Annotated in this window: 29 protein-coding genes; 21 read left to right on the top strand and 8 right to left on the bottom strand. The window is 58.6% G+C overall.

The features are described from left to right. Positions 1–108 precede the first annotated feature (108 nt). From OEG84_RS25310 to OEG84_RS25275, 8 genes are all read right to left on the bottom strand, one after another. Positions 109–741: a site-specific integrase gene (locus OEG84_RS25310; protein ID WP_267656014.1), complete on the bottom strand. Its 633-nt coding sequence runs from the start codon at positions 739–741 to the stop codon at positions 109–111. Positions 742–950: 209 nt separating this feature from the next. After that, entirely contained in the window at positions 951–1343 is a 393-nt protein-coding gene (locus OEG84_RS25305) for a hypothetical protein (protein WP_267656666.1), read from the bottom strand. A 5-nt stretch (positions 1344–1348) separates the two neighbouring features. Then, a complete protein-coding gene (locus OEG84_RS25300) occupies positions 1349–1741 on the bottom strand; it encodes a hypothetical protein (RefSeq protein ID WP_267656016.1) in 393 nt (130 codons plus the stop codon). An 8-nt stretch (positions 1742–1749) separates the two neighbouring features. Beyond that, a complete protein-coding gene (locus OEG84_RS25295; protein WP_267656017.1) occupies positions 1750–2139 on the bottom strand; it encodes a hypothetical protein in 390 nt (129 codons plus the stop codon). Continuing rightward, a complete protein-coding gene (locus OEG84_RS25290; RefSeq protein ID WP_267656018.1) occupies positions 2136–2387 on the bottom strand; it encodes a hypothetical protein in 252 nt (83 codons plus the stop codon). Before OEG84_RS25290 ends, OEG84_RS25295 begins: the two co-directional genes overlap by 4 nt. Beyond that, the gene (locus OEG84_RS25285) at positions 2387–3061 is read right to left on the bottom strand and encodes a 3'-5' exonuclease (protein ID WP_267656019.1); all 675 of its coding nucleotides are present in this window, start codon (positions 3059–3061) and stop codon (positions 2387–2389) included. Before OEG84_RS25285 ends, OEG84_RS25290 begins: the two co-directional genes overlap by 1 nt. Positions 3062–3414: 353 nt before the next feature. Next, a complete protein-coding gene (locus OEG84_RS25280) occupies positions 3415–3855 on the bottom strand; it encodes a hypothetical protein (protein ID WP_267656020.1) in 441 nt (146 codons plus the stop codon). 83 nt (positions 3856–3938) lie between these two features. Next, positions 3939–4607 carry a LexA family protein gene (locus OEG84_RS25275; RefSeq protein WP_267656021.1) on the bottom strand — a complete coding sequence of 223 codons (669 nt, stop codon included), beginning with the start codon at positions 4605–4607 and terminating at the stop codon, positions 3939–3941. Positions 4608–4680: 73 nt separating this feature from the next. Between OEG84_RS25275 and OEG84_RS25270 the strand changes: the two genes are divergently transcribed. The 21 genes from OEG84_RS25270 to OEG84_RS25175 all read left to right on the top strand — a co-directional run bounded on the left by OEG84_RS25270 (position 4681) and on the right by OEG84_RS25175 (position 20113). Continuing rightward, positions 4681–4905 (top strand): hypothetical protein, encoded by a 225-nt coding sequence (locus OEG84_RS25270; RefSeq protein ID WP_267656022.1) that lies wholly within the window; start codon positions 4681–4683, stop codon positions 4903–4905. Between the two features lie 184 nt (positions 4906–5089). Then, on the top strand, positions 5090–5602 hold the full coding sequence (locus OEG84_RS25265; RefSeq protein ID WP_267656023.1) for a hypothetical protein: 513 nt from the start codon (positions 5090–5092) through the stop codon (positions 5600–5602). Then, positions 5602–6138, top strand: coding sequence for a RusA family crossover junction endodeoxyribonuclease (locus OEG84_RS25260; RefSeq protein ID WP_267656024.1), 537 nt, complete (start codon positions 5602–5604; stop codon positions 6136–6138). The genes OEG84_RS25265 and OEG84_RS25260 overlap by 1 nt, the downstream gene beginning before the upstream one ends. Further along, positions 6059–7006 carry an ATP-binding protein gene (locus OEG84_RS25255; RefSeq protein WP_267656025.1) on the top strand — a complete coding sequence of 316 codons (948 nt, stop codon included), beginning with the start codon at positions 6059–6061 and terminating at the stop codon, positions 7004–7006. Before OEG84_RS25260 ends, OEG84_RS25255 begins: the two co-directional genes overlap by 80 nt. Then, a complete protein-coding gene (locus tag OEG84_RS25250; RefSeq protein ID WP_267656026.1) occupies positions 7006–7590 on the top strand; it encodes a DUF669 domain-containing protein in 585 nt (194 codons plus the stop codon). Before OEG84_RS25255 ends, OEG84_RS25250 begins: the two co-directional genes overlap by 1 nt. Before the next feature lie 98 nt (positions 7591–7688). Beyond that, the gene (locus OEG84_RS25245; RefSeq protein ID WP_267656027.1) at positions 7689–7907 is read left to right on the top strand and encodes a hypothetical protein; all 219 of its coding nucleotides are present in this window, start codon (positions 7689–7691) and stop codon (positions 7905–7907) included. After that, positions 7904–8299 carry a hypothetical protein gene (locus OEG84_RS25240; RefSeq protein ID WP_267656028.1) on the top strand — a complete coding sequence of 132 codons (396 nt, stop codon included), beginning with the start codon at positions 7904–7906 and terminating at the stop codon, positions 8297–8299. The genes OEG84_RS25245 and OEG84_RS25240 overlap by 4 nt, the downstream gene beginning before the upstream one ends. Then, the gene (locus OEG84_RS25235) at positions 8296–9282 is read left to right on the top strand and encodes a hypothetical protein (RefSeq protein WP_267656664.1); all 987 of its coding nucleotides are present in this window, start codon (positions 8296–8298) and stop codon (positions 9280–9282) included. Before OEG84_RS25240 ends, OEG84_RS25235 begins: the two co-directional genes overlap by 4 nt. Continuing rightward, positions 9279–10724, top strand: a complete 1446-nt coding sequence (locus tag OEG84_RS25230) for a helicase-related protein (protein WP_267656662.1) — start codon at positions 9279–9281, stop codon at positions 10722–10724. Before OEG84_RS25235 ends, OEG84_RS25230 begins: the two co-directional genes overlap by 4 nt. Continuing rightward, on the top strand, positions 10721–11632 hold the full coding sequence (locus tag OEG84_RS25225) for a DNA-methyltransferase (RefSeq protein ID WP_267656655.1): 912 nt from the start codon (positions 10721–10723) through the stop codon (positions 11630–11632). Before OEG84_RS25230 ends, OEG84_RS25225 begins: the two co-directional genes overlap by 4 nt. Then, positions 11629–11823 (top strand): hypothetical protein, encoded by a 195-nt coding sequence (locus tag OEG84_RS25220; RefSeq protein ID WP_267656654.1) that lies wholly within the window; start codon positions 11629–11631, stop codon positions 11821–11823. The genes OEG84_RS25225 and OEG84_RS25220 overlap by 4 nt, the downstream gene beginning before the upstream one ends. Next, positions 11820–12041, top strand: coding sequence for a hypothetical protein (locus tag OEG84_RS25215; RefSeq protein ID WP_267656653.1), 222 nt, complete (start codon positions 11820–11822; stop codon positions 12039–12041). The genes OEG84_RS25220 and OEG84_RS25215 overlap by 4 nt, the downstream gene beginning before the upstream one ends. Next, a complete protein-coding gene (locus OEG84_RS25210; RefSeq protein WP_267656652.1) occupies positions 12038–13678 on the top strand; it encodes a DEAD/DEAH box helicase in 1641 nt (546 codons plus the stop codon). Before OEG84_RS25215 ends, OEG84_RS25210 begins: the two co-directional genes overlap by 4 nt. After that, the gene (locus tag OEG84_RS25205) at positions 13675–15789 is read left to right on the top strand and encodes a DNA cytosine methyltransferase (RefSeq protein WP_267656651.1); all 2115 of its coding nucleotides are present in this window, start codon (positions 13675–13677) and stop codon (positions 15787–15789) included. Before OEG84_RS25210 ends, OEG84_RS25205 begins: the two co-directional genes overlap by 4 nt. Continuing rightward, on the top strand, positions 15786–16127 hold the full coding sequence (locus OEG84_RS25200; RefSeq protein ID WP_267656650.1) for a helix-turn-helix domain-containing protein: 342 nt from the start codon (positions 15786–15788) through the stop codon (positions 16125–16127). Before OEG84_RS25205 ends, OEG84_RS25200 begins: the two co-directional genes overlap by 4 nt. Next, positions 16124–16621 (top strand): GcrA family cell cycle regulator, encoded by a 498-nt coding sequence (locus tag OEG84_RS25195; protein WP_267656649.1) that lies wholly within the window; start codon positions 16124–16126, stop codon positions 16619–16621. The genes OEG84_RS25200 and OEG84_RS25195 overlap by 4 nt, the downstream gene beginning before the upstream one ends. Then, the gene (locus OEG84_RS25190) at positions 16618–16950 is read left to right on the top strand and encodes an HNH endonuclease signature motif containing protein (protein WP_267656647.1); all 333 of its coding nucleotides are present in this window, start codon (positions 16618–16620) and stop codon (positions 16948–16950) included. Before OEG84_RS25195 ends, OEG84_RS25190 begins: the two co-directional genes overlap by 4 nt. Further along, entirely contained in the window at positions 16929–17186 is a 258-nt protein-coding gene (locus OEG84_RS25575) for an NrdR family transcriptional regulator (RefSeq protein WP_425602942.1), read from the top strand. Before OEG84_RS25190 ends, OEG84_RS25575 begins: the two co-directional genes overlap by 22 nt. Beyond that, positions 17179–17520, top strand: a complete 342-nt coding sequence (locus tag OEG84_RS25185) for a hypothetical protein (RefSeq protein ID WP_267656646.1) — start codon at positions 17179–17181, stop codon at positions 17518–17520. The genes OEG84_RS25575 and OEG84_RS25185 overlap by 8 nt, the downstream gene beginning before the upstream one ends. Further along, entirely contained in the window at positions 17517–17861 is a 345-nt protein-coding gene (locus OEG84_RS25180) for a hypothetical protein (RefSeq protein ID WP_267656644.1), read from the top strand. Before OEG84_RS25185 ends, OEG84_RS25180 begins: the two co-directional genes overlap by 4 nt. Further along, the gene (locus OEG84_RS25175; RefSeq protein WP_267656643.1) at positions 17861–20113 is read left to right on the top strand and encodes a bifunctional DNA primase/polymerase; all 2253 of its coding nucleotides are present in this window, start codon (positions 17861–17863) and stop codon (positions 20111–20113) included. The genes OEG84_RS25180 and OEG84_RS25175 overlap by 1 nt, the downstream gene beginning before the upstream one ends. Positions 20114–20153 lie beyond the last annotated feature (40 nt).

Here is a 20153-nt window from a genome sequence, read left to right as displayed (position 1 = left end):
GTTCGGGACGACGGGGTCGGAGGTTCGAATCCTCTCACTCCGACCAGTCTTTTCAATAACTTAGAGTTTTGGCGCTTTCGGTAGTGGACCGATATAGGACCGAAACGATCAATAAGCGTCCGCAGCTGCGCCCTGGAAAGATGGGTCATTGTGCAGGTAGGTCCGCTCGTATTCGGCCTCGGTCATGCCCAGCGATGCGGCTGCCTGGCCGCTTGGAACCCCGGCTTGAGCCAGCCATGTTCCCCGCGTGTGCCGCAGTATGTGCGGCGTCACGTCCTCTCCCAAGCCCGCAGTCGCCCGTATGGTGCGGAACGCCTTGTGCGGCTTGACGATCGGCTCTCCCCTGAAATGAATGACATATGGCAGGCCTTTGTCTTCGGCCCTCCAAGCTCTCAGGAATCGCATCAGGCGGTTCGGGATGCGGACGGGCGTCTTGCGCTTGTTATGGGCTACACGCTCGCCTGTGGCCTTCCTGTGCATGATGCCGGCGTCCATGTCGATCCACCCGCCGACGGTGTTGGCTCGCCATTGGAGATTGAGCATGGCTGACAACCTGGTGCCGGTGTAGACGCCGATCAGGATCAGGCGAACCAGATGGTCGCACTTGTCCGTTGCTCGAGCGGCGCGGATCAGGGCAGCGACCTCGGAGCGGGTCAGCCAACGCTCGCGGGGCAGGCTCTTGTCTGGCAGGGTGATGGTGGGGAGAACCGATAGACCGTATTCGGCGTGGTAATAGCGCACGGCTGCCCGGAGGGTTTCAAGATCTCGACGGGCGCCGGCTTCTGTGCCGCGGTGCTTTGCATAGTCTCGGCATAATCTGCCGCGTATTTCGGAAACTGGAAGGTGGCCCATGTAGGCGTTGAGCCGGCCGATCTCGGACTTGGCCTTGTTCTCGCCCTTGAGGCGGTCAACACGCTCCTGCAGGTAGACGATCAGCGTGTCCGCGACCTTTATCTGATCGGCACGACCGTTCCCTGGTGGTCGGTATTGGGCGGCGATGTACGCTTGCAGGGCGGCTTGGGCCCCGTCAACATCGTGTTCAGCGCATCCTGTGGAGATACGGGTGGTTCCGTCTTTGATGTACCAGGTTCGGGCTGTTTCTGCTCCGGCTCCGGTTGTTTTGAGCCAGAGCCTTGCTGGCTTTTTTTGACGCGGCATTTCTCAATCATCCCTTTGATCCCGGCCGGTGTCACGAAGTCCTTCCCTGCGATCGGAATGATCTCAAGGTTCCCCTTTTTGGCCTCAGTGCGCAGTGATGACGGCTTGAGTTTATCGTTGAAGAACTCTCGGCACGCCTCTGCAAGCGTAATAGGACGCTCTTCTGGAGGGATGATGTCAACCATGGCGGTCAGCTTTCCCCGTTATCCAAGGTATCCGGAGGGATCAGCGCGGAGATGATACGGGCCTCGTAATCGGCTTGGGCTGCGGCCTTGGCGGCTTGCTCGTTGGCGCACTTATGGTGGTCAATCGGCCCTTCTAGACCGTCCAGCCACCATGACCAATGCGGGTGCGGGTCACTGGAGCAAGCGACGTACTTCATGCCGGGAAGAGGCCTCGCCCAATCTACGACGCCACGGTCCCACACCAGCTTTTTTACGCGGGGCTTCACCTCCTGCGCTTCCGCAGCAGAAAGGGCGGAAAGAATTGTCTCACTGATCCTGCACCAATCCCTTAGAGGTATATTCATCGAGGAGTTGGCCAGTTCTTCAAGCGCCTTCTTGGCCGCTTCGATCTGTTCCACGCTCACCATCACGCCACCTCACGATCACGCTGCAAGTCGTTTGCCAGGTCGGCCGCGCCGTCACGATCAATCGCAAGCTGATATGGCCGTGCCGCGGTTGAATTCTCGACGATGGGCGGGAACTCGGCAGCCTTTGCGTATGGGTTCAAGTCGAGCCATGCGCTGGCGACTTCTTCTGACACATTGGCCGGCGCTGACGACATGGACAGATCAAGCCGATAGACCGCTTCGACATTATCCAGATCGTTGCCATATGACTGCAACCATTCTTCTGCACTGCCGAACTCGACGCCGAACATTTCCGACTGCTCGAAAAAGCGATGCACGACGCCGGGCCGGTGCATTGATGGAAGCGCGGTCAGGACAAGTGTTGTCTGGTTTGGGGTGAGGAAGGTCATACCGGCATACTCCAATCAGCAGCGCAGATCACCAGCCATGCCAGCCCGATCAGGGCGGCGGTGACTGCGAGCTGCACAAAGGTGGGTGGATAGATAGGGCAGGGACCGCCAAGAGCTTCGCGCTCTCTGGTCAGGTTCTCGCCATCAAACGGCGGGTGGATGATGCATGGAATATTGATGCCTGTGGCGCATCTGGCGTCATAATCGCCACACCCTGGATAGTTCGGGCAGTTGTGTGACGCGACCATCACGCAGCCTCGCCAAATGCGACCTGCATACGCTTGTGGACGCGGCGAACCTTCTCCACATCGTCAATGCAATAGTCGGCGATCTTCTGATATTCACCATCGGCAAACATCTGAGCGACCATAGAGCCGTCAACATCACTCTTGCCATCAAGGCCAAGTGCAAAGCACAATTCGTCCATCTTGATATAATCGCGAGCGCCGGCCCATTTGGTCATGGTGTCGAACACGTCATCGCCCCATGGCTTCGGATCGCGCGGAAACCAGCCTGGCATGCGGACGCCGAGAACCATGGCGCGCTGCCAGATAAAACGCAGATCGAAGTTTGCGATGTTGTGACCGACGATGGTTGGAACGCGGCCTAGCGGGATATCTCTCAGAGCTTCCGAGAACCCGGCCAGCAAGTCGCGCTCGCTCTCATGATAGAGCGGCCATGACCAACATTCGACTGGATCATCATCAAGCGCAAAGCCGATAAACGCGACCTTACCATATGCGCCATTCAGGCCGGTTTTGTTGACCGCTTCGGCTACCGCTTCGGGCTTCTTTTCAGCTTCCCACGCTGCAATGGTGTCGGCCTTTTTCATCGAGGCTGGCGGGGTGACGTTGGCCGCTACCCGCTCGATAATTGCAGGGTCGGACGTGGGGATTGTTTCGATGTCGAGGTAAAGATGCATGATTATGCCTCCAAAGGCCTTTTTTCGTGGCGGGGTAATGGGCGCGGGTTCGATGGCGAACCGCTGCGGTTCATGATGGTCTGGCCCGGAAGGACGCCGCACCTTCGGCAGCGCCGCCTCTTTTCCAAATCCTTCCCGACTTTCTGTCTTCCGCATTTCGGGCAGCAAGCCATTGTAAATTCCTCCAAAATGGAACTGCGGTAAGGGCGTCGACTTCGTCTTTTCAACCCCACGCCAACGCCCTGTTGGCAGTGCTCAAAGAGTAGTTACACACTCTTATAGAGTGATGCGCATGCATCACTCTCTTGCCGCTCCTGTGGAGTTAGACACCAGGTCACGGCAAGAATTGCGGGTTATTCGCCAGATGGCTTGTCGAGATCACCGGCAAGCAATGCTATGGAACGGTCATCTTTCGATCCGTTCAAATCAGCCAAGAGAGCTTCCTTGAGCTTCTCGCGCTCACGACGGACTTCCGCCGACCTGATGGTTTTTAGTGCATCTTTTTCGCGGCGCACGACTTCCTGATATTCATCAGTGCTGACCTTGCCGATGATCCACTCGACAAGTGTGCCGCTGTTGAAATCGACATCGACATCGACATCGACCACCTTGCAGACGGTCATCTTGTGGCGGGTGTTGGTCGGGACGATGACCATGTCATCAACTTCAATGTTCTGATCAAATGTCTTGAACATTGTGCGCGGAGCGGAGTCACCTTCCTCGTATGTGACGAGGATGGCGCGGGTGCTCTCGTTGATCAGGAAGACCGCGGTGGATTGGTTCGTGTGGTTCATATCCAAAAATCTCCATTGCCGTGATTGGCTATGGAGACAGCATCTATACAAACCGTGTAATTGTCAACACGTTTTGTGTAATTTTATGTGAGGTCTCTATATGACCCGATAACGCGGGCGATTATTTCAACACAATCACCGTTTTCCGGGTCGCCCAGGTCGAGCGGTTTTTGATGCTTGGGATCGGTGCTCTCAGGAAAAAGCTTCGGATGGCCGTCAATAATGCGCAAGCGTTTCAGCGAGGTCTCGACCAGTTGGCCGTGTCGGCGTCTGATCACAACAATGTCATTGTCGATCGCATCGCGGGTCTGATCAATCCAGACCGCAATGACGTAATCGCCATCCTGAACTTTCTTGTTCATGCTCTGGCCCCGAACAAGAAACGCTGTTTGTGACTCCGGTGAATACTGTGGGTTGGGCGACATTGGCACGTATGAGGTATCTTGAAACGAAAAACTATCTTCTTCTACCCAATGGCCAGCTTGAACCTCGCCACTAACCGATACTACGCCTATTTTTTCGCGAGGTTCAATAGGCTGTGCACTTTTAGGTTCGCCTGTTATCAGCCAACCCGCGCCCACGCTGAACGCTCGGGCATATTTTTTTATCAAGTCCGGTTTCGGCATCCGTCCACCGTTTTCATGCGAGGCGTAGGTGCTGTACGTCCATTGCAGGGTTTCGGCCGCCTCGCGGGCGCTGCGATACCCCGCCTTTTCCCTCGCCTCTTTCAATCTTTGTGCAAATTTGTCCATGGCCTAGCGGCTTATCAAAAAATAATACACAAAACGTATTGACTGAAAATTACACAAAACGTATAAATGCGGCATGAACAGCTTTCGAACCATCATTGACCAGTGGCCGAGCCGGGGCGATTTCGCCGCCGATATCGGCGTGACCCCGCAACACGCGACCAACATATACACCCGTGACGGCATCCCGTCGAAATATTGGGCTGCTCTGGTCGCGTCTGCATCGGATCGGGGCATTGATGGCGTCACCCTTGATGTTCTTGCGCGGATCGCCGCCAAGGGCGCGGGAGTGGCAGCATGATTTCCAATACGCACACATCCTCCCATATTCCTCAGTGTGTGCGTCCAGCCGGGCAGGTGCAGTCCCCCGCTTCCTGTCCGGCGAATATTTTTTCGATTGATCGCGATCGCTTGCAGGCCATCCCGCGCCAATCGTTCGTTTCACCGTTGTCTCCATCATCATCATCAGAATTGGAGACAACGTCATGGGTAATTACCCGCAAACACGGACACCAAAGGAGCGAACCATGTCTGGCGTAACCGTTCCATCGTTCAACAGTTCTCAGGAAGCGCACGATCTTATCAAGCGTATCGCATTTCATTGTTGGGACAGCAAAAGTTCTGCAGTTGATCGCGTTTATGACGCGATCACCGAGTTTTATCCACATTGGACCCGGCGTCGTGTTCGCGGGCTTTTTCACAAAGAGGCGGCAAAGATCGATTGGCGCGAAATTCGCGAGCTCGAGGTTATCAGTCAGATCGAGGCCCAGCGCCGCGAGACCGCAAAGGCCAAGCGGGCCGACCACAACGATTTCCTGAACAGTATCTCAAACACGCTTTCGCACATGGAGGCCACAGATGCGGAATTCTACAGCCAGCATCGTCAGGCGCTTCGCGAAATGGCGTTCGGACAGGCTCATCAATCGCGCGGAAACGCTGCGAGCAAGAGCGATCAGGATACTGCTGTGGGCCGCGCGAATATCGGAGCGACTGACTGATGACTGCTCACGCGCAAACAAACACCAACCGGACGACCGTGCCAGGCGTCCCGACCGGGGCGGTTGAAACTCCCAAGCCCGTCCCGGTCACCTTTACCATTCCGGCGCCACCCTCGACAAACAATCTGTTTTTGAACAAGACCGGCAAGGGTCGCATTCCGACCGCACAATATACCGATTGGAAGATGCAGGCCGCAACCGCAATCAGGTCGCAGCACGTCCGGAAGGTGGCGGGTCGCGTCATCGTCCTGATCGGCGTCGAGCGGCATTCATCGCAGGCCGATATCGACAATCGGACAAAGGCTGCTCTTGACGCTCTGGTCAAGGCTGAAATCATTGATGATGACCGGTTTGTGACCGCTGCCTTCGTGTTCTGGTCGCCAAAGGCCAATTATCTGGCTCACATCGCCATTTACCCATGCCAGCGCATGACGCTGACGTTCCACCCCTCGCAAGATGGCGCAAGCGGGGCATTGGTGGTTGACGCGCCACAACTCGAATTTGGAGAAGACGATCATGGCTATCAGCCTGAGTGATCTCGAAACAATGGAGGCGACGGACCCGCCTCGCATGCTCTTTTACGGGCGACCCGGAATGGGCAAGACATCGATTGGTGTAGAGTTTCCTAGGCCTGTGGTTTTTCAGGTCGAAGATGGTTCGCCCGGCGATATCCCGAAGGGTATCCCTGCGTTCAGGAAGAAAAAGCTTACGAGCTATCAGGCGGTTTGCGAAGGCTTGGCCGCACTTTATGAAGGCGATCACGACCGAAAAACAGTCGTCATCGACAGCGTAACCGAACTGCAAAAGCTCATCTATGATGAGACTTGCGCGCGCGGCGACGATGAAGGCAACACCTATGCCCGGATGGAAGATTTTCCGTTCAACAAGGGCTACATGTTCGCCACCACGATCTGGCAAGAATTCATCGCCATGCTGGACGCTCTGCGCAATGACCGCGGGATGGCAATCGTTCTGATCGCCCATGCGGCGGTGCAGGAACACCACGACCCCGAGTCCCAGGCATACGACCAATACCAGATCGCTCTGCACTCGCCGAAGAAAGGCGATCAGGGCAGGGCGGATCACCGGGCCCTGGTCGAGCGCTGGCTTGATGCGATCATTTGCATGAAGCGCAACGTGATTATCAAGGCGGAAACGAAATCCGGAACCACTGCCAAGAATGACAAGAGCACGGCTCGTATTCGCGCATCTGGTGGCGAAATCATTATGATGCGCACGGTCGGCAAGCCTTCGATCAATGCGAAGAACCGGTACGGAATTCCGCCCGATCTTCGCTACGACAAGGGGCAGGGCTTCGCAGCCCTTGCTCCATATCTCCCCGGATTTGATGAAACAAAGCCCGCAGTCGTTGAAGATGCGGAAGAACAGAAGGATGCCGCGTGATGGTACAGATCGCAGGACACTATGACCAGAATGCCGAACCGTCTTCGGGCGATTTCGACCCGATCCCGGCCGGTGAATATCTGGCCGTGATCGAGCAGTCCGAGATTGCCGAGGTTTCCAGCAAGTCCGAGAAGGGCCGTTGCCTGGTGCTGACGTGGAAGATCACGGGCGAGCACTTCGCAGGTCGTCTGATCTGGCAGCGGCTCAATATGTGGGCCGAGAACATGAACAAGCTCGACAAGGTGATCTCGATTGCCAATTCGCAGTTTGCCATGGTCCGCGAGGCGACCGGCAAGATGAACGTCGCCGACACCGACGAACTTTTGCAGATCCCATGCATCATCAAGGTCAAGGTCAAGACTGACCCGACCGGGCAGTATGGGCCGCAGAATGAGATAACCAACGTCAAGCCCGCCAATGCCGGTCCCGCCGCCCGGACCGCCCCCGCCTCGCGCGGTCCGGCGCCGACGACGCGCGGTCCCGCCCCCGGCAAGGCCCCTGCGGCTGGTGGTGGCAATGCCAATCCGTTCGCGCATCTGAAATCGGGCGCGCCTGCGATGGCGGATGATGAAATTCCATTCTGATTAAGCAGCCGGGCGGGCAACAGGCCTCGTAAACCGCACCCGCCCGGCACCCGATCACAATCAACGATTTTCACATTGACCGCGAAAGGACCGCGACAATGAACAAGGAAGCTTTGTCTTTCAAGACCAGTTCGCTGGAATGGCGCTCAAATCAGCCAAACCCCAACTTCAACAATCCTCGCGAGACCTCGCTTTGTGCTCCCGTCGACCTGACGGCAGCCGGTGAAGTCGAGGGCTTTCATGCCTTCAATCGTGCCCGTGCGCGCTCGCTGATCACGACCACTGCGCATGTCATGCGGCGTGGGGAGGTGGCATGATGCGGATCGTTTCCGAGCAAGAGTTTCACGCACGGATAGCTCACGTCCTTTCCGCTGACTGTGAGGACTTGACCATTGGAAGTGTCACAGGACCGGGCAGATCGGGTGCGGTGGCCGCTGTTTACGCCAGTCACCTGTTGCACATTCCTTTCATCCCGTATGGCGCAAAAGTGCCGACGCACCTTGGCAGACTGCTGATTGTTGATACAGCCATGGATAGCGGCGCGACGTTGCGCAAGGCCGAGCGCAAATTCGCCTATGCCGACCCGCTGGTGATTGCCTGCTACCATGAGCCGCCTCGTGTGGCATTCTGGTATGAGGCCGGAAAACCCCAGCGTTTCAGGCGCGAGGCTATTGAGCGCGTCCGCAGGCCATTGGCGCTTGCATCATGACCGCGTTCCCCGCACCCCTCAATCCGACCGTCGATGCAATCGAGGCGGTTGACCGGCCCAAGGCGCGCCCGGTCCGCATGTCGCTCGCGGACATCGGCAAGCCGTGCGAGCGGTCTATCTGGTACGGCTTCCGGTGGGCCAATCGAGATCAGTGCCGTCCCGCTCGATGGAACCGCGCTGGCGATATCGCCATGGCCGTCAAGCCGCTGCTGATCAAATGGCTGACCGATACCGGCGTGAGCGTCGAGACGGTCGATCTCGCAACCGGCAATTACCACGCCGTTCATGCGCTGGACGGACATTTCTTCTCGCCCATCGATGGCATTGCGACCGGCGTCAAAGAAGCGCCAAAAACAAAACACCTGGTTGTCACGGCCGCGCTCAACACACAAGCTTATCGCCGCGTGGTCAAAGTCGGACTTGCCGAGGCAAAGCCGGATCATCTGACCAAGGCGCAATTCGCCATGCATCTGCTTGGCCTCACCCGGGCGATCTATGTTTGTTGCGACCGCAATGACGGATCTGTCCATGCCGAGCGGATCAAGTACGACGCGGCCCACGCCATGGCCATCGCGGCCCGGCTCGAGCGGATCAAATTCGTGCAGCGCGCCCCGGTCCGGATCGCCGACAAGCCGGATCATTACGAGTGCCGGAACTGCGCGGCGCATTCCATCTGCCATGGCAGCGAGTTCCCGCCGCGCAATTGTCGGACATGCTTGCATTCCGGCTGCGTCCAGAATGGCGAGTGGTTTTGCGTCCGTCACAATCAGGAACTGACCACCGAAGACCAATTGGCGGGCTGTCCTAACCACCTCTATTTGCCCGAGCTTGTGCCAGCGGAACAGATCGACGCTGACGAACGCGCCGAGACCGTCACCTATCGCCTGCCCGATGGCCGAGAGTGGGTCGATGGCGGCGATAGGCAAACATCATCACCTCAACCTTTGGAAGCGCTTGAAAGCGCGGATTGGAGCGCATCATGACAAGCCATGTCCTGTCCGCAAATACGGGCATTTTGCCCGAATATGCCGATCTGATTGCCCGCAAGGCTGTGGCCTTCACCCCGCGCGGCTTTGATCAGATCCCCGACCTGCACCCCGATTTGTTTCCGCATCAACGCGCCGTGACCGAGTTCGCCCTTCATGCCGGGTGTGCAGCCATGTTTCTCGATACCGGCCTCGGCAAGTCGTTCTCGGCCTTGGAGTGGGGCAGGGTGGTCGTCGAGAAGACGAACAAGCCTGTCATCATGCTCGCCCCGCTGGCAGTCGGCCCGCAACATGAACGCGAGGCCCGGCGCTTCGGCATCGATGCCAAATACATTCGCACCGCCGACGAGATCGAAGGCCCGGCCAGGATCTACATCACCAACTATGAGCGGATCGACAACTTTCTAGTCAATCAGTTCGGCGGCGTGATCCTTGATGAGAGCTCGATCCTCAAGAGCTTCGCCGGTGTCACCACGCGCAAGCTGATCAGTCTGTTTTCGCAGACACCCTATCGGCTTTGCTGCACCGCCACGCCGGCACCGAACGACCATACCGAGCTTGGTCAGCACTCAGCATTTCTCGGCATCATGGACGCGCCAGAAATGATGTCCCGGTGGTTCATCGCTGATCAACAGAACGCGGGCAAATACCGGCTCAAGAAACCGGCCGTCAAAGCGTTCTGGCGATGGGTCGCGTCGTGGTCTCGGTGCGTCTCGCTGCCGTCCGATCTTGGCTTTCCCGATGACGGCTATGTTCTTCCGAAAATCCGGACCTATGAGCACACCGTCAAGGCCGACCGGACGATAAACGCTGGCGAGGAGTCCAAGGGCAAGCTTGCCGGGCAACAGCGACTATTCCGCATGCCCGACACCTCTGCCACCGCGATCCACGCCGAAAAGCGCCTGACCTGCCAGGATCGGGCCGATCTTGTTGCCGAGTGTGTCGACAGCGATCCGGAAGAGCAATGGCTGATCTGGTGCGATACCGATTACGACGCCGATGCTGTCGCCGAGCGCATTCCCGGCGCCGAGGAAGTGCGCGGATCAATGCAACTTTCCTTGAAGGAGTCACGGCTCGATGCATTCGCCCAAGGGAGCCTCCGCGTCCTGATCACAAAACCATCGATTGCAGGGTACGGGCTGAATCTCCAAGGCTGCGCTCGTATGGCCTTCGCTGGTCTCAGCTTCTCATACGAGAACTATTACCAGGCGATCCGGCGATGCTGGCGCTTCGGGCAAAAGCGCGAAGTCGAGGTTCATATCGCCATGGCCGACACCGAGGCGGCGATCAAGCGCGTCATTGACCGCAAGTCCGGTGACCACCTCGCGATGAAGCACGAGATGCAGATTGCGATGCGCGAAGCGGCCGCCAATTCCCGAGTTCTTCAAACCTATGAACCGAAACAGGAGGCCACGCTACCGGCGTGGATCAGCGCATGACCAATGTTCTCGACCAATCCGCTGGCACGTCATGGAATGCCTACAACGCCGACACCGTGGAATTCACGGCTGGCATGCCGACCAATTCAATCGACCTGTCCGTTTACTCACCTCCGTTTTCGTCACTTTATATTTATTCCGAGAGTGAGCGGGATATGGGCAACGTCGATTCCCATGACGAGTTCTTCGCCACCTATCGGCATCTGATCCGCGAAAAGCTGCGCATCACGAAGCCCGGCCGGCTGACCGCGATCCACGTCAAGGATCTGGTCTTCTACTCCAACAGTTCCGAGAAGGGTGATCGCGGACTTTACCACTTCACCGGAGAATGCATCCGCGTTCACGTCGAGGAAGGATGGACCTTTCACCGACTGATCACGATCTGGCGCTGCCCGGTCAAGGAGATGCAAAAAACCAAGTCGGACCGGCTACTTTATAAGAATTTCCGGACCGATGCGGCGCGCACTGGCGGCGGCATGCCTGAATATATCGCAGTGTTCCGCAAGTGGAACGAAGCCATGGAAAACACGCCGGCCGTCGTTCATCCGCCCTCGCAATTTCCGCTCGATGTCTGGCAGGAGTGGGCTTCCCCGGTCTGGATGGATACCCACGAGACGAACGTGCTCAACGTGGGCGCCAAGAACGACGAGGAGCGGCACCTTTGCCCGATGCCGCTGGACCTGACGCAGCGCATCGTCCTGCAGTATTCCAACCCGGGCGAGACGGTCTATTCTCCTTTCATGGGCATCGGTTCCGAGGGTGTCGTCGCCGTCCGCGAAGGTCGTAAGTTTCTCGGAACCGAATTGAAGCCCGCCTATTTCAAGCGCGCGGTTCGCAATCTCCAGTCAGCCGAAGAAAATCAGACTGCCGGCGATCTTCTCGACACGTTCTCGGGGGATGCGGCATGAAAATCACCGATCCAATCAACGTCAGAACCGCAAAGCTTGAAGCCGCATTGGCGCGCGAAAACCAGATGATCGCCGCCGCCATTGACGCAAAACAGATCGGCGATGGTTACTGGAAAAAACGCTGGCACATCGAGCAGGAATTGCGCGTTGTCCGTTCTCTGCGTGACGTGGCGCGGGAGGTGTGGGGATGAAGCCGAACACGTTGCGCAACAAGGCGCTCAAGGCTGCTGCCGCAAATCCGGATTACTCCGTCGAATTGGCTCGCCAGCGGTGGCAAGCCGTTTTCGCCGATCATCCCGACGCATCCGATGAACAGAAGACGGCGGCGCGTCTTGCCATGATCACAATCATCGCTGCGAAAGGCTCGCTTGAAGATGCCGAGAAGGCCGCACGGAAGGTGTTGAGATGATCACCCTCAGACCATACCAATCCGATGCAATCGCAGCCGTCAAAGACTACTGGTCAAAGGGCGGTGGCAATCCACTTGTCGAGATGGCGACCGGAACGGGCAAGAGTATGGTGATCGCAGAACTCACGCGATCCCTGCTTGAAGAATACCCGGCAATGCGGGTCTTGATGCTTGTTCACGTGAGAGAGCTGGTCCAGCAGAATTTCATGGCCTTGCTTAAAGTATGGCCCGATGCGCCTGCAGGCATTTACTCTGCAGGCCTTGGTCGCCGCGATGCGCATCACCGGATTACATTCGCATCTATCCAGTCCGTTTATCGCCGCGCAGATCTGCTTGGTGAGCGCGACTTGATCCACATCGACGAAGCTCACTTGGTCCCGTCCAAGGGCGAGGGCATGTATCGCCAGCTTCTTGACGATATTGCAGCGAAATCGCCGCATGCCCGCGTCTGTGGCTTCTCCGCCACGCCGTACCGGATGGACACCGGAAGGCTCGACGGCGGCACGGCGCGGCTCTTTGACGAAACAGTCTATAAATACGGCGTTGCCGAGGGTATTGAAGACGGTTTCTTGTCGCCGTTGGTATCCAAGGCCGGGTTGACCGAGATCGACGTTTCCAACGTTCAGAAGCGGGGCGGGGAGTTCGTTCCAGCCCAACTTGAAAACGCATCTGACAAGATCACGGCTCAAGCCGTGGCCGAGATCTGCGAGTTTGGAAAGTCGCGCCGGTCGTGGTTGGTATTCTGTGCCGGCGTCAAGCATGCCTTCAATGTTCGAGACGCCATGCGCGGCCGCGGCATATCCTGCGAGACAGTGACCGGCGACACGCCGTCAGGTGAGCGAGATTCAATCTTGCGGCGGTTCAAGGCTGGTGAGATCAAGTGCCTGACCAACGCCCAGGTACTGACCACCGGCTTTGATGCGCCAGGCGTTGATCTGGTCGTGATGTTGAGGCCAACGCTTTCCACAGGCTTGTATGTCCAGATCGTCGGCCGTGGCACTCGCCTGTCACCCGGCAAAGAAAATTGCCTTGTCCTCGACTATGCCGGCAACATTCGCCGCCATGGCCCGGTCGATGCGGTAGGCGCCGAGAGCAAGACGTTCAACCCAGATGCCGACACCGGAAAGGTGTCCGTTGACAGCGTCCGCGCCAAGGAATGCCCCGGCTGCCAGGAACTGATCGCCATCAACTCGATCACCTGCAAAATCTGTGGTCATGAATTTCCGCGCGAGGAAAAGCCAAAACACGAAGCGGAAGCCGAGAAGTCGGTCGGCATCCTGTCTGGCGAGAAGGTCGGTCCGCAACAGGTGCCTGTGGTCGATTGGCGCTTTCATCGGCATGAAAAGCTCGGAATGCCAGACAGCGTTCGCGTCACCTTCATTGCGGGTATTTCCGAGTACCGGGAGTGGGTCGCGTTTGAACACGGAATGACCCGAAAACAAGCAGCCTGCCAATGGTGGTCGCTGCATGGCGGATCGGCGCCATACCCGAAGACGACCGAGGAAGCGCTGTTGCGCACCGATGAACTGATCATGCCGACGACAATCAGCATTCGGCCGAACAAGCAAAATCGCAAACACATTGACATCGTGGGCCGCTCGTTTCCGGCGCGCGCAGAACTGGAGGCTGCGGAATGAGGAAAACTCTGATCATTGACTGCTTTGCGGGTGGTGGCGGTGCTTCTACCGGGATCGAAATGGCGCTCGGGCGCTCTCCGGATTTTGCCATCAACCATGACCCTGTGGCCGTGGCCATGCATGCGGTCAATCATCCTGACACCGTACATCTGTGCCAGAACGTCTACAAGGTCGATCCGCTCGACCATTTCAATCACGCTCACATCGGGTTTGCGTGGTTTTCGCCCGACTGCAAGCACTTCTCCAAGGCCAAGGGCGGCGCGCCTGTGCAGCGCAATATCCGCGATCTGGCGTGGATCATTCCGGGCTGGATCGAGCGTATCCAGAAATCAGGTGGCCGGGTCGACGTGGTGGCGATCGAGAACGTCGAGGAATTCCAGACCTGGGGGCCGCTGATGACCACCGACAAGGGGCTGGTGCCCGATCCGGAACGCAAGGGCGAAACCTTCAAGGCGTGGTGCACGAAACTGCGCCGGCTGGGCGGCAAGATCGAGATCAAGGAACTTCGGGCCTGCGACTATGGCGCGCCGACCATCCGCAAGCGGGTGTTCATCCTGATCCGGTTTGACGGTCAAAAGATCGCCTGGCCGGAACCTACACACGGCGACCCGAAAAGCGAGGCGGTGAAAGCGGGCAGGCTGTTGCCGTGGCGCACGGCTGCGGAGATCATCGACTGGGCGTTGCCCTGTCCCTCGATTTTCGACAGCAAGGCCGAGATCTGGGCCCGGTATGGGCTGCGATCAGTGCGACCGCTGGCAGCCAATACCAGCGCCCGGGTGGCGCGCGGCATTGACCGCTACGTGCTGCAGGCGGCGCGCCCGTTTCTGGTCAACCTGACCCATGGCGCACGGCTTGAGGATGCTGACCAGCCGATGCGCACGGTAACCTGTGCCAACCGTGGCGAGAAGGCCGTGGTGGCGCCAGTGCTGGCAGGCTGTGGCGGGCGTGCCGCCCAGAGCCGACCACGCGGCGGGGCCGAGCCGATGGCGACGGTAACAGCCAAGGCGGATACTTGCCTGATCGCGCCATCGCTGACCGCATATTATGGCCACGGCAACGGAGGGATCGACCGCAGCGCCGATCCCGTCGCGCCGCTGCAAACCGTTGTCACTGAGAATCGCCACGCAATGGTTGCCCCGGTGATGACTTATTCGCAGCAAGGCGGATCGGTGCGCGATCCGGCTGATCCGCTGCACACGGTGACGGCATCAGCCAAGGATGTGAACGCGGTGATTGCCGCGCACATGATGACCATGCGCAATTCCGGCAAGCCGTTTCAGGGTATGGATCAGCCCTCGCACACGGTGACGGCCGGCGGCGCGGGGCTGGCCTGTGTGGCGGCGAGCCTGGTGCAGACGGGTTATGGCGAGCGGGAAGGCCAGCAGCCGCGTGCGCTCGATCCCGGTGCTCCGCTGGGCACCGTGGTGGCGGGTGGCGTCAAGCATGCGCCCGTGGCGGCCTATCTGGCGCAGCACAATGGCAATGGCGTGATTGGACGGGCGGCACATGAGCCGCTGTCGACAGTGACCCAGGCAGGCAGCCAGCAACAGGTGGTGGCCGCCCACATGCTGTCGATGAAGGGCAGCGCACGACGCGGCAGCGAGGTGGACGCCCCGGCGCGCACGGTGTGTGCCGGGGGCGGCCATGCCACGCTGGTGACCGGTGCGCTGACCAAATATTACGGCACCGGAGACGGACAGGAGACCGGCGACCCGCTGCACACGGTGACGACAAAGGATCGCTTCTGCTTCTCACGCGCGGCGCTGGCGGCACCGCCTTTCGGGCCGGAGCATCATGAACGCGCCCGGCAGGTGGCCGATTTCATGCGTGCTCACGGGCTGTGGGATGAACGCGAGTTCGTGTCCATCGAGATCGACAGGGCAACGCTGGTGATGGTCGATATCGGCATGCGGATGCTGACCCCGCGTGAACTGTTCAACGCGCAGGGATTTCCGCCAGATTACCGGATCGACACGGATGGAGAGGGCAACCGCTTCTCCAAATCCGACCAGGTGGGGCGCGCCGGAAACAGCGTTTGCCCGCCATTGGCGGAGGCGATTGCACGGGCCAATGCGAGCCATCTGGCCGAATTCAGGGATGCCGCAGAATGAATGCGCTCGAACAAGAAATCATGCGCGGACTTCCACCTCGCGTCCGCAAGATCGTTGCTGATGAATCCGACGCGCACGGCGTGCCGATCCACGTCATGTTCAGCCCGTCACGGCAGTCAAAAGCAATCATGGCGCGATGGGCGGCGATGTACCGGATCAGGGAAGGAAACCCGCGTCTGTCATTTCCAAAGATCGGCGATTGGTTCGGACGCAATCACACAACTGTTCTGTCCGGCGTTGCCCGTTATGCGGCAATCACCGGCAAGCCGAAATTGACCGAATACGACATTTCAAGCCGTGTCGATAATCCGGCACTCTACAACGGGATGCAGCTATGACCATTCACAAAGACTGGAGAATAATGGACCCTGCCGAGAAAGTCGCGGCAATCAAAAAAGTCTATGAACCCGGATATTCATCCTCGCAAATCGCGTCACTGATCCCCGGCGCGGTGCGCAATGGCATCATCAGCCTGTACCATCGCAAGCCGGACGAATTCAAGGATTGCCCGCTTCTGCCAAGGCAGGGCGGCAACGGGCAGCGGAAGATGCGAACGGCAAAGCCGCGCGCGCCTCGCATTGTCCGCACGTCCACAATCAGGGCTGCACTTGCGCCGCGGCGGAAACACAGCGAGCCAAAACCGCCAAAGATCAGTGAGCCGCCGATAGCGCGGCCCGACATGCTGATGGTCACGCTGATGGATCTGGGGCGGGGCATGTGCAAATGGCCGGCCGAGGGTTCCGGCGCAAATGCCCGGTTTTGCGGGTGCGATGTCCAGGAACCAGGCAAGCCCTATTGCGAGTTTCATCACCGCATTTCGGTGCAGTCATGAGCGATCGCAGGTCTGAAATATGGTCACGGATCAAAGATAACGTAACAATCAAGCCCGGCCCGCTCGAAACTCCCTGCTGGCTTTGGAATGGAACGCACTCCGGTACCGGGCGTGGCGGAGGCTATCCGCGCATGAAGCTTGGAGGTCAGACTGTCGCCGTTCATCGCGTAACGGCGACGCACGTCTATGGGTTCATTCCCGGCAAAAAACAGCTCGATCACCTTTGCCGGAACCGTATGTGCGTAAATCCCGATCATACCGAGATTGTCACTCACAAGGTCAACCAGAAGCGGCGCGATCAAGCTCGATGCGAAGAGGTGCAGCCATGAGGGCCGATGATGACGATGCGAGAGGCATACCGTGTCCCGGTTGCGGTCGGCGAAATTCGCGAGTGATCGACAGTCGGTTCAACGACGCGACAATCAAACGGCGGCGATCCTGCGGCAATTGTGGCGGGCGGTTCACAACGCTTGAGCAGGTCATTTCCTACACACCCAAGGCACAGGTCAGATCAGGTAATCCCGCGTGGAACCCAGCGCGGGGAAGGGCTGGTATCGATGGCTAAGCGAGATCACTGGACCCCCGAACAGCGAGAGGCCGAGCGAGTAAAAAACCGTGAGCGCATGAAGCGGAAGTACGCTGCCATGACGCCGGAAGAGCGGCATGCGGAAGTGGTCCGACGGAAAGAGCGTGAGACACAAAAGGCCAAGAATGATGCCCACTGGGCGATGGTCAAGGCCAGAAACAGGGCGCAAGTGATTAGGCGCTATTACCAGTCCCGATCCGACGATCATGAATTCTGGTCAAAGCGAAAATCATATCTCGCCAGATGGCGCAAGGAACGGCTGATCGATGAGGAGTTCGAGGCGTTCATGGCCCGCATTGGGAAAGATCAGTGATTGACCAGTTCAACCCGGCCGTCTGTGGCGTATGCGCCCGCGCCGCGTTGGGCCACGGCTACGCGCCAAAGAACGCCAGCAAGATTTTATGGGTCTGCGACGATCCGAAATGCATTCAGGCCGCGAAGGCAGTTTACGTGATGAAACAAGACCAGTTCACCCGGATCGAGAGCCGGGCAGCCGCAAAGGGTGGAGATGCCGGGATCGAACTTCTCGAAACCATCGGCAAGACCGACTTTGCGCAATTGACAATTGATGAATGGTCGGAATTCCGCCGCCGCATCATTGGCGGATACCGGACCGCGCTCGCCAACGACATGAGCGGGAAGGTGACGCTGTGATGTCAGACACCACCGTCTCCAACCGCGAGACAGCGCTTGCACTTGCCGCGGCCGGGTTCTCGATCTTTCCCTGCCATTCTGGCGGCGAGAAGGCAAAGGCGCCGAAGCCATTTATCAAGTGGCGCGAGGCCAGCACGACCAATGAACGGCAGATTGCGCAGTGGTGGCAGAAATGGCCGGATGCCGCCATTGGGCTCGACCTGGCCAAATCCGGCCTGATTGTTGTTGACGCGGACCGGCACGACCCAGACAAGGATGGTGTCGAGGCGTTCGGCCAGCTTATGGGTGATCACGGCTTTGATCCGGACAGCGCGCCATTGGTCGCAACACCATCAGCCGGCAATCATCATTATTTCAGGCAGCGAGCCGGTGAGACGCTTGGCAACTCGGAAGGTCTGCTAAAGGACAAGGGGATCAACATCCGCGGCCATGGCGGGTATGTGGTGGCACCCGGCACGGTCATGGCGGATGGAAGGGTCTATGAGCTCTGGGGTGACCTGGACAATGTACCTGTCATCCCAGACTGGCTACACAAGCTGATCACCACGCCGCTTGAGCCGGTGCGCGAGAAGATCAACACCGGTTCCCACGACCGAGCCGAGATTGACGAGATCGCGGAACTGCTTGGCTATATCAGCCCGGACTCCGGCTATCAGGACTGGCTTGCCGCGCTCATGGCCGTCCATGCCGCCACCGGTGGATCATCTACGGGATTGGCTGTTGCCGATGACTGGTCCGCGCGGGGCTCGAAATACAAGGGCACGAAGGAACTTTCGGCCAAGTGGAAATCGTTCAAGGGGCAAGGCGTAAATCTCGCCACCTTGGCTGCGCTGGCTCGCGAGAATGGCGCCGATCTGTCTGCCATTGCCATCAAGCACCGCGGCCATGAACATGATTATGATCCGGTTGAAGCGGCGGAAGCGGCGCGGCGGCTGATCGAGAACATTGACGGGACATTGGCTGATGCGGAGACGGGGGAGATTGTCTCGCCCTACGCTACCGGCGATCAGGTCACGGCGATCGATTATCCGCCCGGGCTGGTCGGCGACATAGCAAAATGGATCGTCGACACGGCGCGGCGTCCACAGCCGGAACTTGCAATAGGTGCCGCACTGGCAATCGTCGGAACCGTCGCCGGCCGTCAATTCGCCGGACCGACCATGAGCGGGACACATCTCTACATTCTCGGACTGGCTCCAACAGGCAAGGGGAAGGATCATCCGCTGCAGTCAATCGGCAGGATCATGGCCGCTGCCAATCTTTCAGTTCACCTGGGGCCGAGCGAATTCATATCCATGCCTGCCGTGGTCAACTTCCTTGTCCGTAAGCCGCTCTCGATTTGCGCCATGGATGAATTCGGCGGGTTCATGAAGCGGATCAATTCAAAGCGGGCGTCAGGATTTGAGGGCGCCATATCCAAGGTGATCCGGACCATGTGGAGCTCGAGCTTCGCGCCCTACATGACGCCGGAATGGGCGCAGAAGGCCAGCGAGACGATCCACGCGCCATCCATCACGCTCTATGGCGCATCGACGCCGGAGCAGTTTTATTCGAGCATGGAAGGCGCATCACTCGAGGACGGGACACTGAACCGGTTCCTGCTGGTCAATGGCCGCTCAACGGCACGGGAGAAAGAGCCGAAGGGAAAAGCGTCTGTTGTTCCTGACCATATCCGCGAGGCTCTGCGCCGTATTTACTTCGCATCCGGCGAGATGGCCACGACATGGCGAAACGATCCCTATGTGGATCCGGCGGCCCAGGGCGCAGTCAAGGCGCTTGAATGGTCCGCTGATGGTGCGCATGATCGCTACATGGCGTTCTCGGCCGAGATCGAGGCCCTGATCGACAAGGATCCGGAAAGCGGGGCATTCTATGCCAGAACCGTGGAGATGGCTTTACGCATCGCCACGATCGTCGCGATCGGCCGGATGGAAGGCATCAAGCTTCAATCGTCCGATCTGGAATATGGGATAATGGTTGCCCGTCAATCCGCCGAGTTCATGGCCGCTGGCGCTGCCGAGTGGATGGCCGACAACGAGAACCAGGCCAACGCGCAGAAGATCATGCGCTGCATCAAGGCGAGGGGCGGAACAGCTTCAAATCGGGATCTGGTCAGGTCATTGCAGAACGCCATAAAGCCTCGCGACCTCAAGGATATATTGCAGTCTATGTGCGACGGCGGTCAGCTTGAAAGGCAGGAAATAACCAACCCGAAGGGCAGGTCAACTATCCGATATCAGGTCGGAAAATGACCCGGCTTTGCGCTTTGAATATGTGTCACCATAACCGTCA

It is taken from the genome of Hoeflea algicola (genome assembly GCF_026619415.1).
Lineage (GTDB): Bacteria > Pseudomonadota > Alphaproteobacteria > Rhizobiales > Rhizobiaceae > Hoeflea > Hoeflea algicola.
This window is presented reverse-complemented; position numbering and strand designations above follow the sequence as displayed.

What these genes read in the sequence shown, in the direction of transcription:
- OEG84_RS25305 (WP_267656666.1), bottom strand. Translation starts at nt 1,343, where the DNA reads ATGGTTGACATCATCCCTCCAGAAGAGCGTCCTATTACGCTTGCAGAG.
- OEG84_RS25295 (WP_267656017.1), bottom strand. Translation starts at nt 2,139, where the DNA reads ATGACCTTCCTCACCCCAAACCAGACAACACTTGTCCTGACCGCGCTT.
- OEG84_RS25290 (WP_267656018.1), bottom strand. Translation starts at nt 2,387, where the DNA reads ATGGTCGCGTCACACAACTGCCCGAACTATCCAGGGTGTGGCGATTAT.
- OEG84_RS25285 (WP_267656019.1), bottom strand. Translation starts at nt 3,061, where the DNA reads ATGCATCTTTACCTCGACATCGAAACAATCCCCACGTCCGACCCTGCA.
- OEG84_RS25280 (WP_267656020.1), bottom strand. Translation starts at nt 3,855, where the DNA reads ATGAACCACACGAACCAATCCACCGCGGTCTTCCTGATCAACGAGAGC.
- OEG84_RS25275 (WP_267656021.1), bottom strand. Translation starts at nt 4,607, where the DNA reads ATGGACAAATTTGCACAAAGATTGAAAGAGGCGAGGGAAAAGGCGGGG.
- OEG84_RS25270 (WP_267656022.1), top strand. Translation starts at nt 4,681, where the DNA reads ATGAACAGCTTTCGAACCATCATTGACCAGTGGCCGAGCCGGGGCGAT.
- OEG84_RS25265 (WP_267656023.1), top strand. Translation starts at nt 5,090, where the DNA reads ATGGGTAATTACCCGCAAACACGGACACCAAAGGAGCGAACCATGTCT.
- OEG84_RS25260 (WP_267656024.1), top strand. Translation starts at nt 5,602, where the DNA reads ATGACTGCTCACGCGCAAACAAACACCAACCGGACGACCGTGCCAGGC.
- OEG84_RS25255 (WP_267656025.1), top strand. Translation starts at nt 6,059, where the DNA reads ATGGCGCAAGCGGGGCATTGGTGGTTGACGCGCCACAACTCGAATTTG.
- OEG84_RS25250 (WP_267656026.1), top strand. Translation starts at nt 7,006, where the DNA reads ATGGTACAGATCGCAGGACACTATGACCAGAATGCCGAACCGTCTTCG.
- OEG84_RS25245 (WP_267656027.1), top strand. Translation starts at nt 7,689, where the DNA reads ATGAACAAGGAAGCTTTGTCTTTCAAGACCAGTTCGCTGGAATGGCGC.
- OEG84_RS25240 (WP_267656028.1), top strand. Translation starts at nt 7,904, where the DNA reads ATGATGCGGATCGTTTCCGAGCAAGAGTTTCACGCACGGATAGCTCAC.
- OEG84_RS25235 (WP_267656664.1), top strand. Translation starts at nt 8,296, where the DNA reads ATGACCGCGTTCCCCGCACCCCTCAATCCGACCGTCGATGCAATCGAG.
- OEG84_RS25230 (WP_267656662.1), top strand. Translation starts at nt 9,279, where the DNA reads ATGACAAGCCATGTCCTGTCCGCAAATACGGGCATTTTGCCCGAATAT.
- OEG84_RS25225 (WP_267656655.1), top strand. Translation starts at nt 10,721, where the DNA reads ATGACCAATGTTCTCGACCAATCCGCTGGCACGTCATGGAATGCCTAC.
- OEG84_RS25220 (WP_267656654.1), top strand. Translation starts at nt 11,629, where the DNA reads ATGAAAATCACCGATCCAATCAACGTCAGAACCGCAAAGCTTGAAGCC.
- OEG84_RS25215 (WP_267656653.1), top strand. Translation starts at nt 11,820, where the DNA reads ATGAAGCCGAACACGTTGCGCAACAAGGCGCTCAAGGCTGCTGCCGCA.
- OEG84_RS25210 (WP_267656652.1), top strand. Translation starts at nt 12,038, where the DNA reads ATGATCACCCTCAGACCATACCAATCCGATGCAATCGCAGCCGTCAAA.
- OEG84_RS25205 (WP_267656651.1), top strand. Translation starts at nt 13,675, where the DNA reads ATGAGGAAAACTCTGATCATTGACTGCTTTGCGGGTGGTGGCGGTGCT.
- OEG84_RS25200 (WP_267656650.1), top strand. Translation starts at nt 15,786, where the DNA reads ATGAATGCGCTCGAACAAGAAATCATGCGCGGACTTCCACCTCGCGTC.
- OEG84_RS25195 (WP_267656649.1), top strand. Translation starts at nt 16,124, where the DNA reads ATGACCATTCACAAAGACTGGAGAATAATGGACCCTGCCGAGAAAGTC.
- OEG84_RS25190 (WP_267656647.1), top strand. Translation starts at nt 16,618, where the DNA reads ATGAGCGATCGCAGGTCTGAAATATGGTCACGGATCAAAGATAACGTA.
- OEG84_RS25575 (WP_425602942.1), top strand. Translation starts at nt 16,929, where the DNA reads ATGCGAAGAGGTGCAGCCATGAGGGCCGATGATGACGATGCGAGAGGC.
- OEG84_RS25185 (WP_267656646.1), top strand. Translation starts at nt 17,179, where the DNA reads ATGGCTAAGCGAGATCACTGGACCCCCGAACAGCGAGAGGCCGAGCGA.
- OEG84_RS25175 (WP_267656643.1), top strand. Translation starts at nt 17,861, where the DNA reads ATGTCAGACACCACCGTCTCCAACCGCGAGACAGCGCTTGCACTTGCC.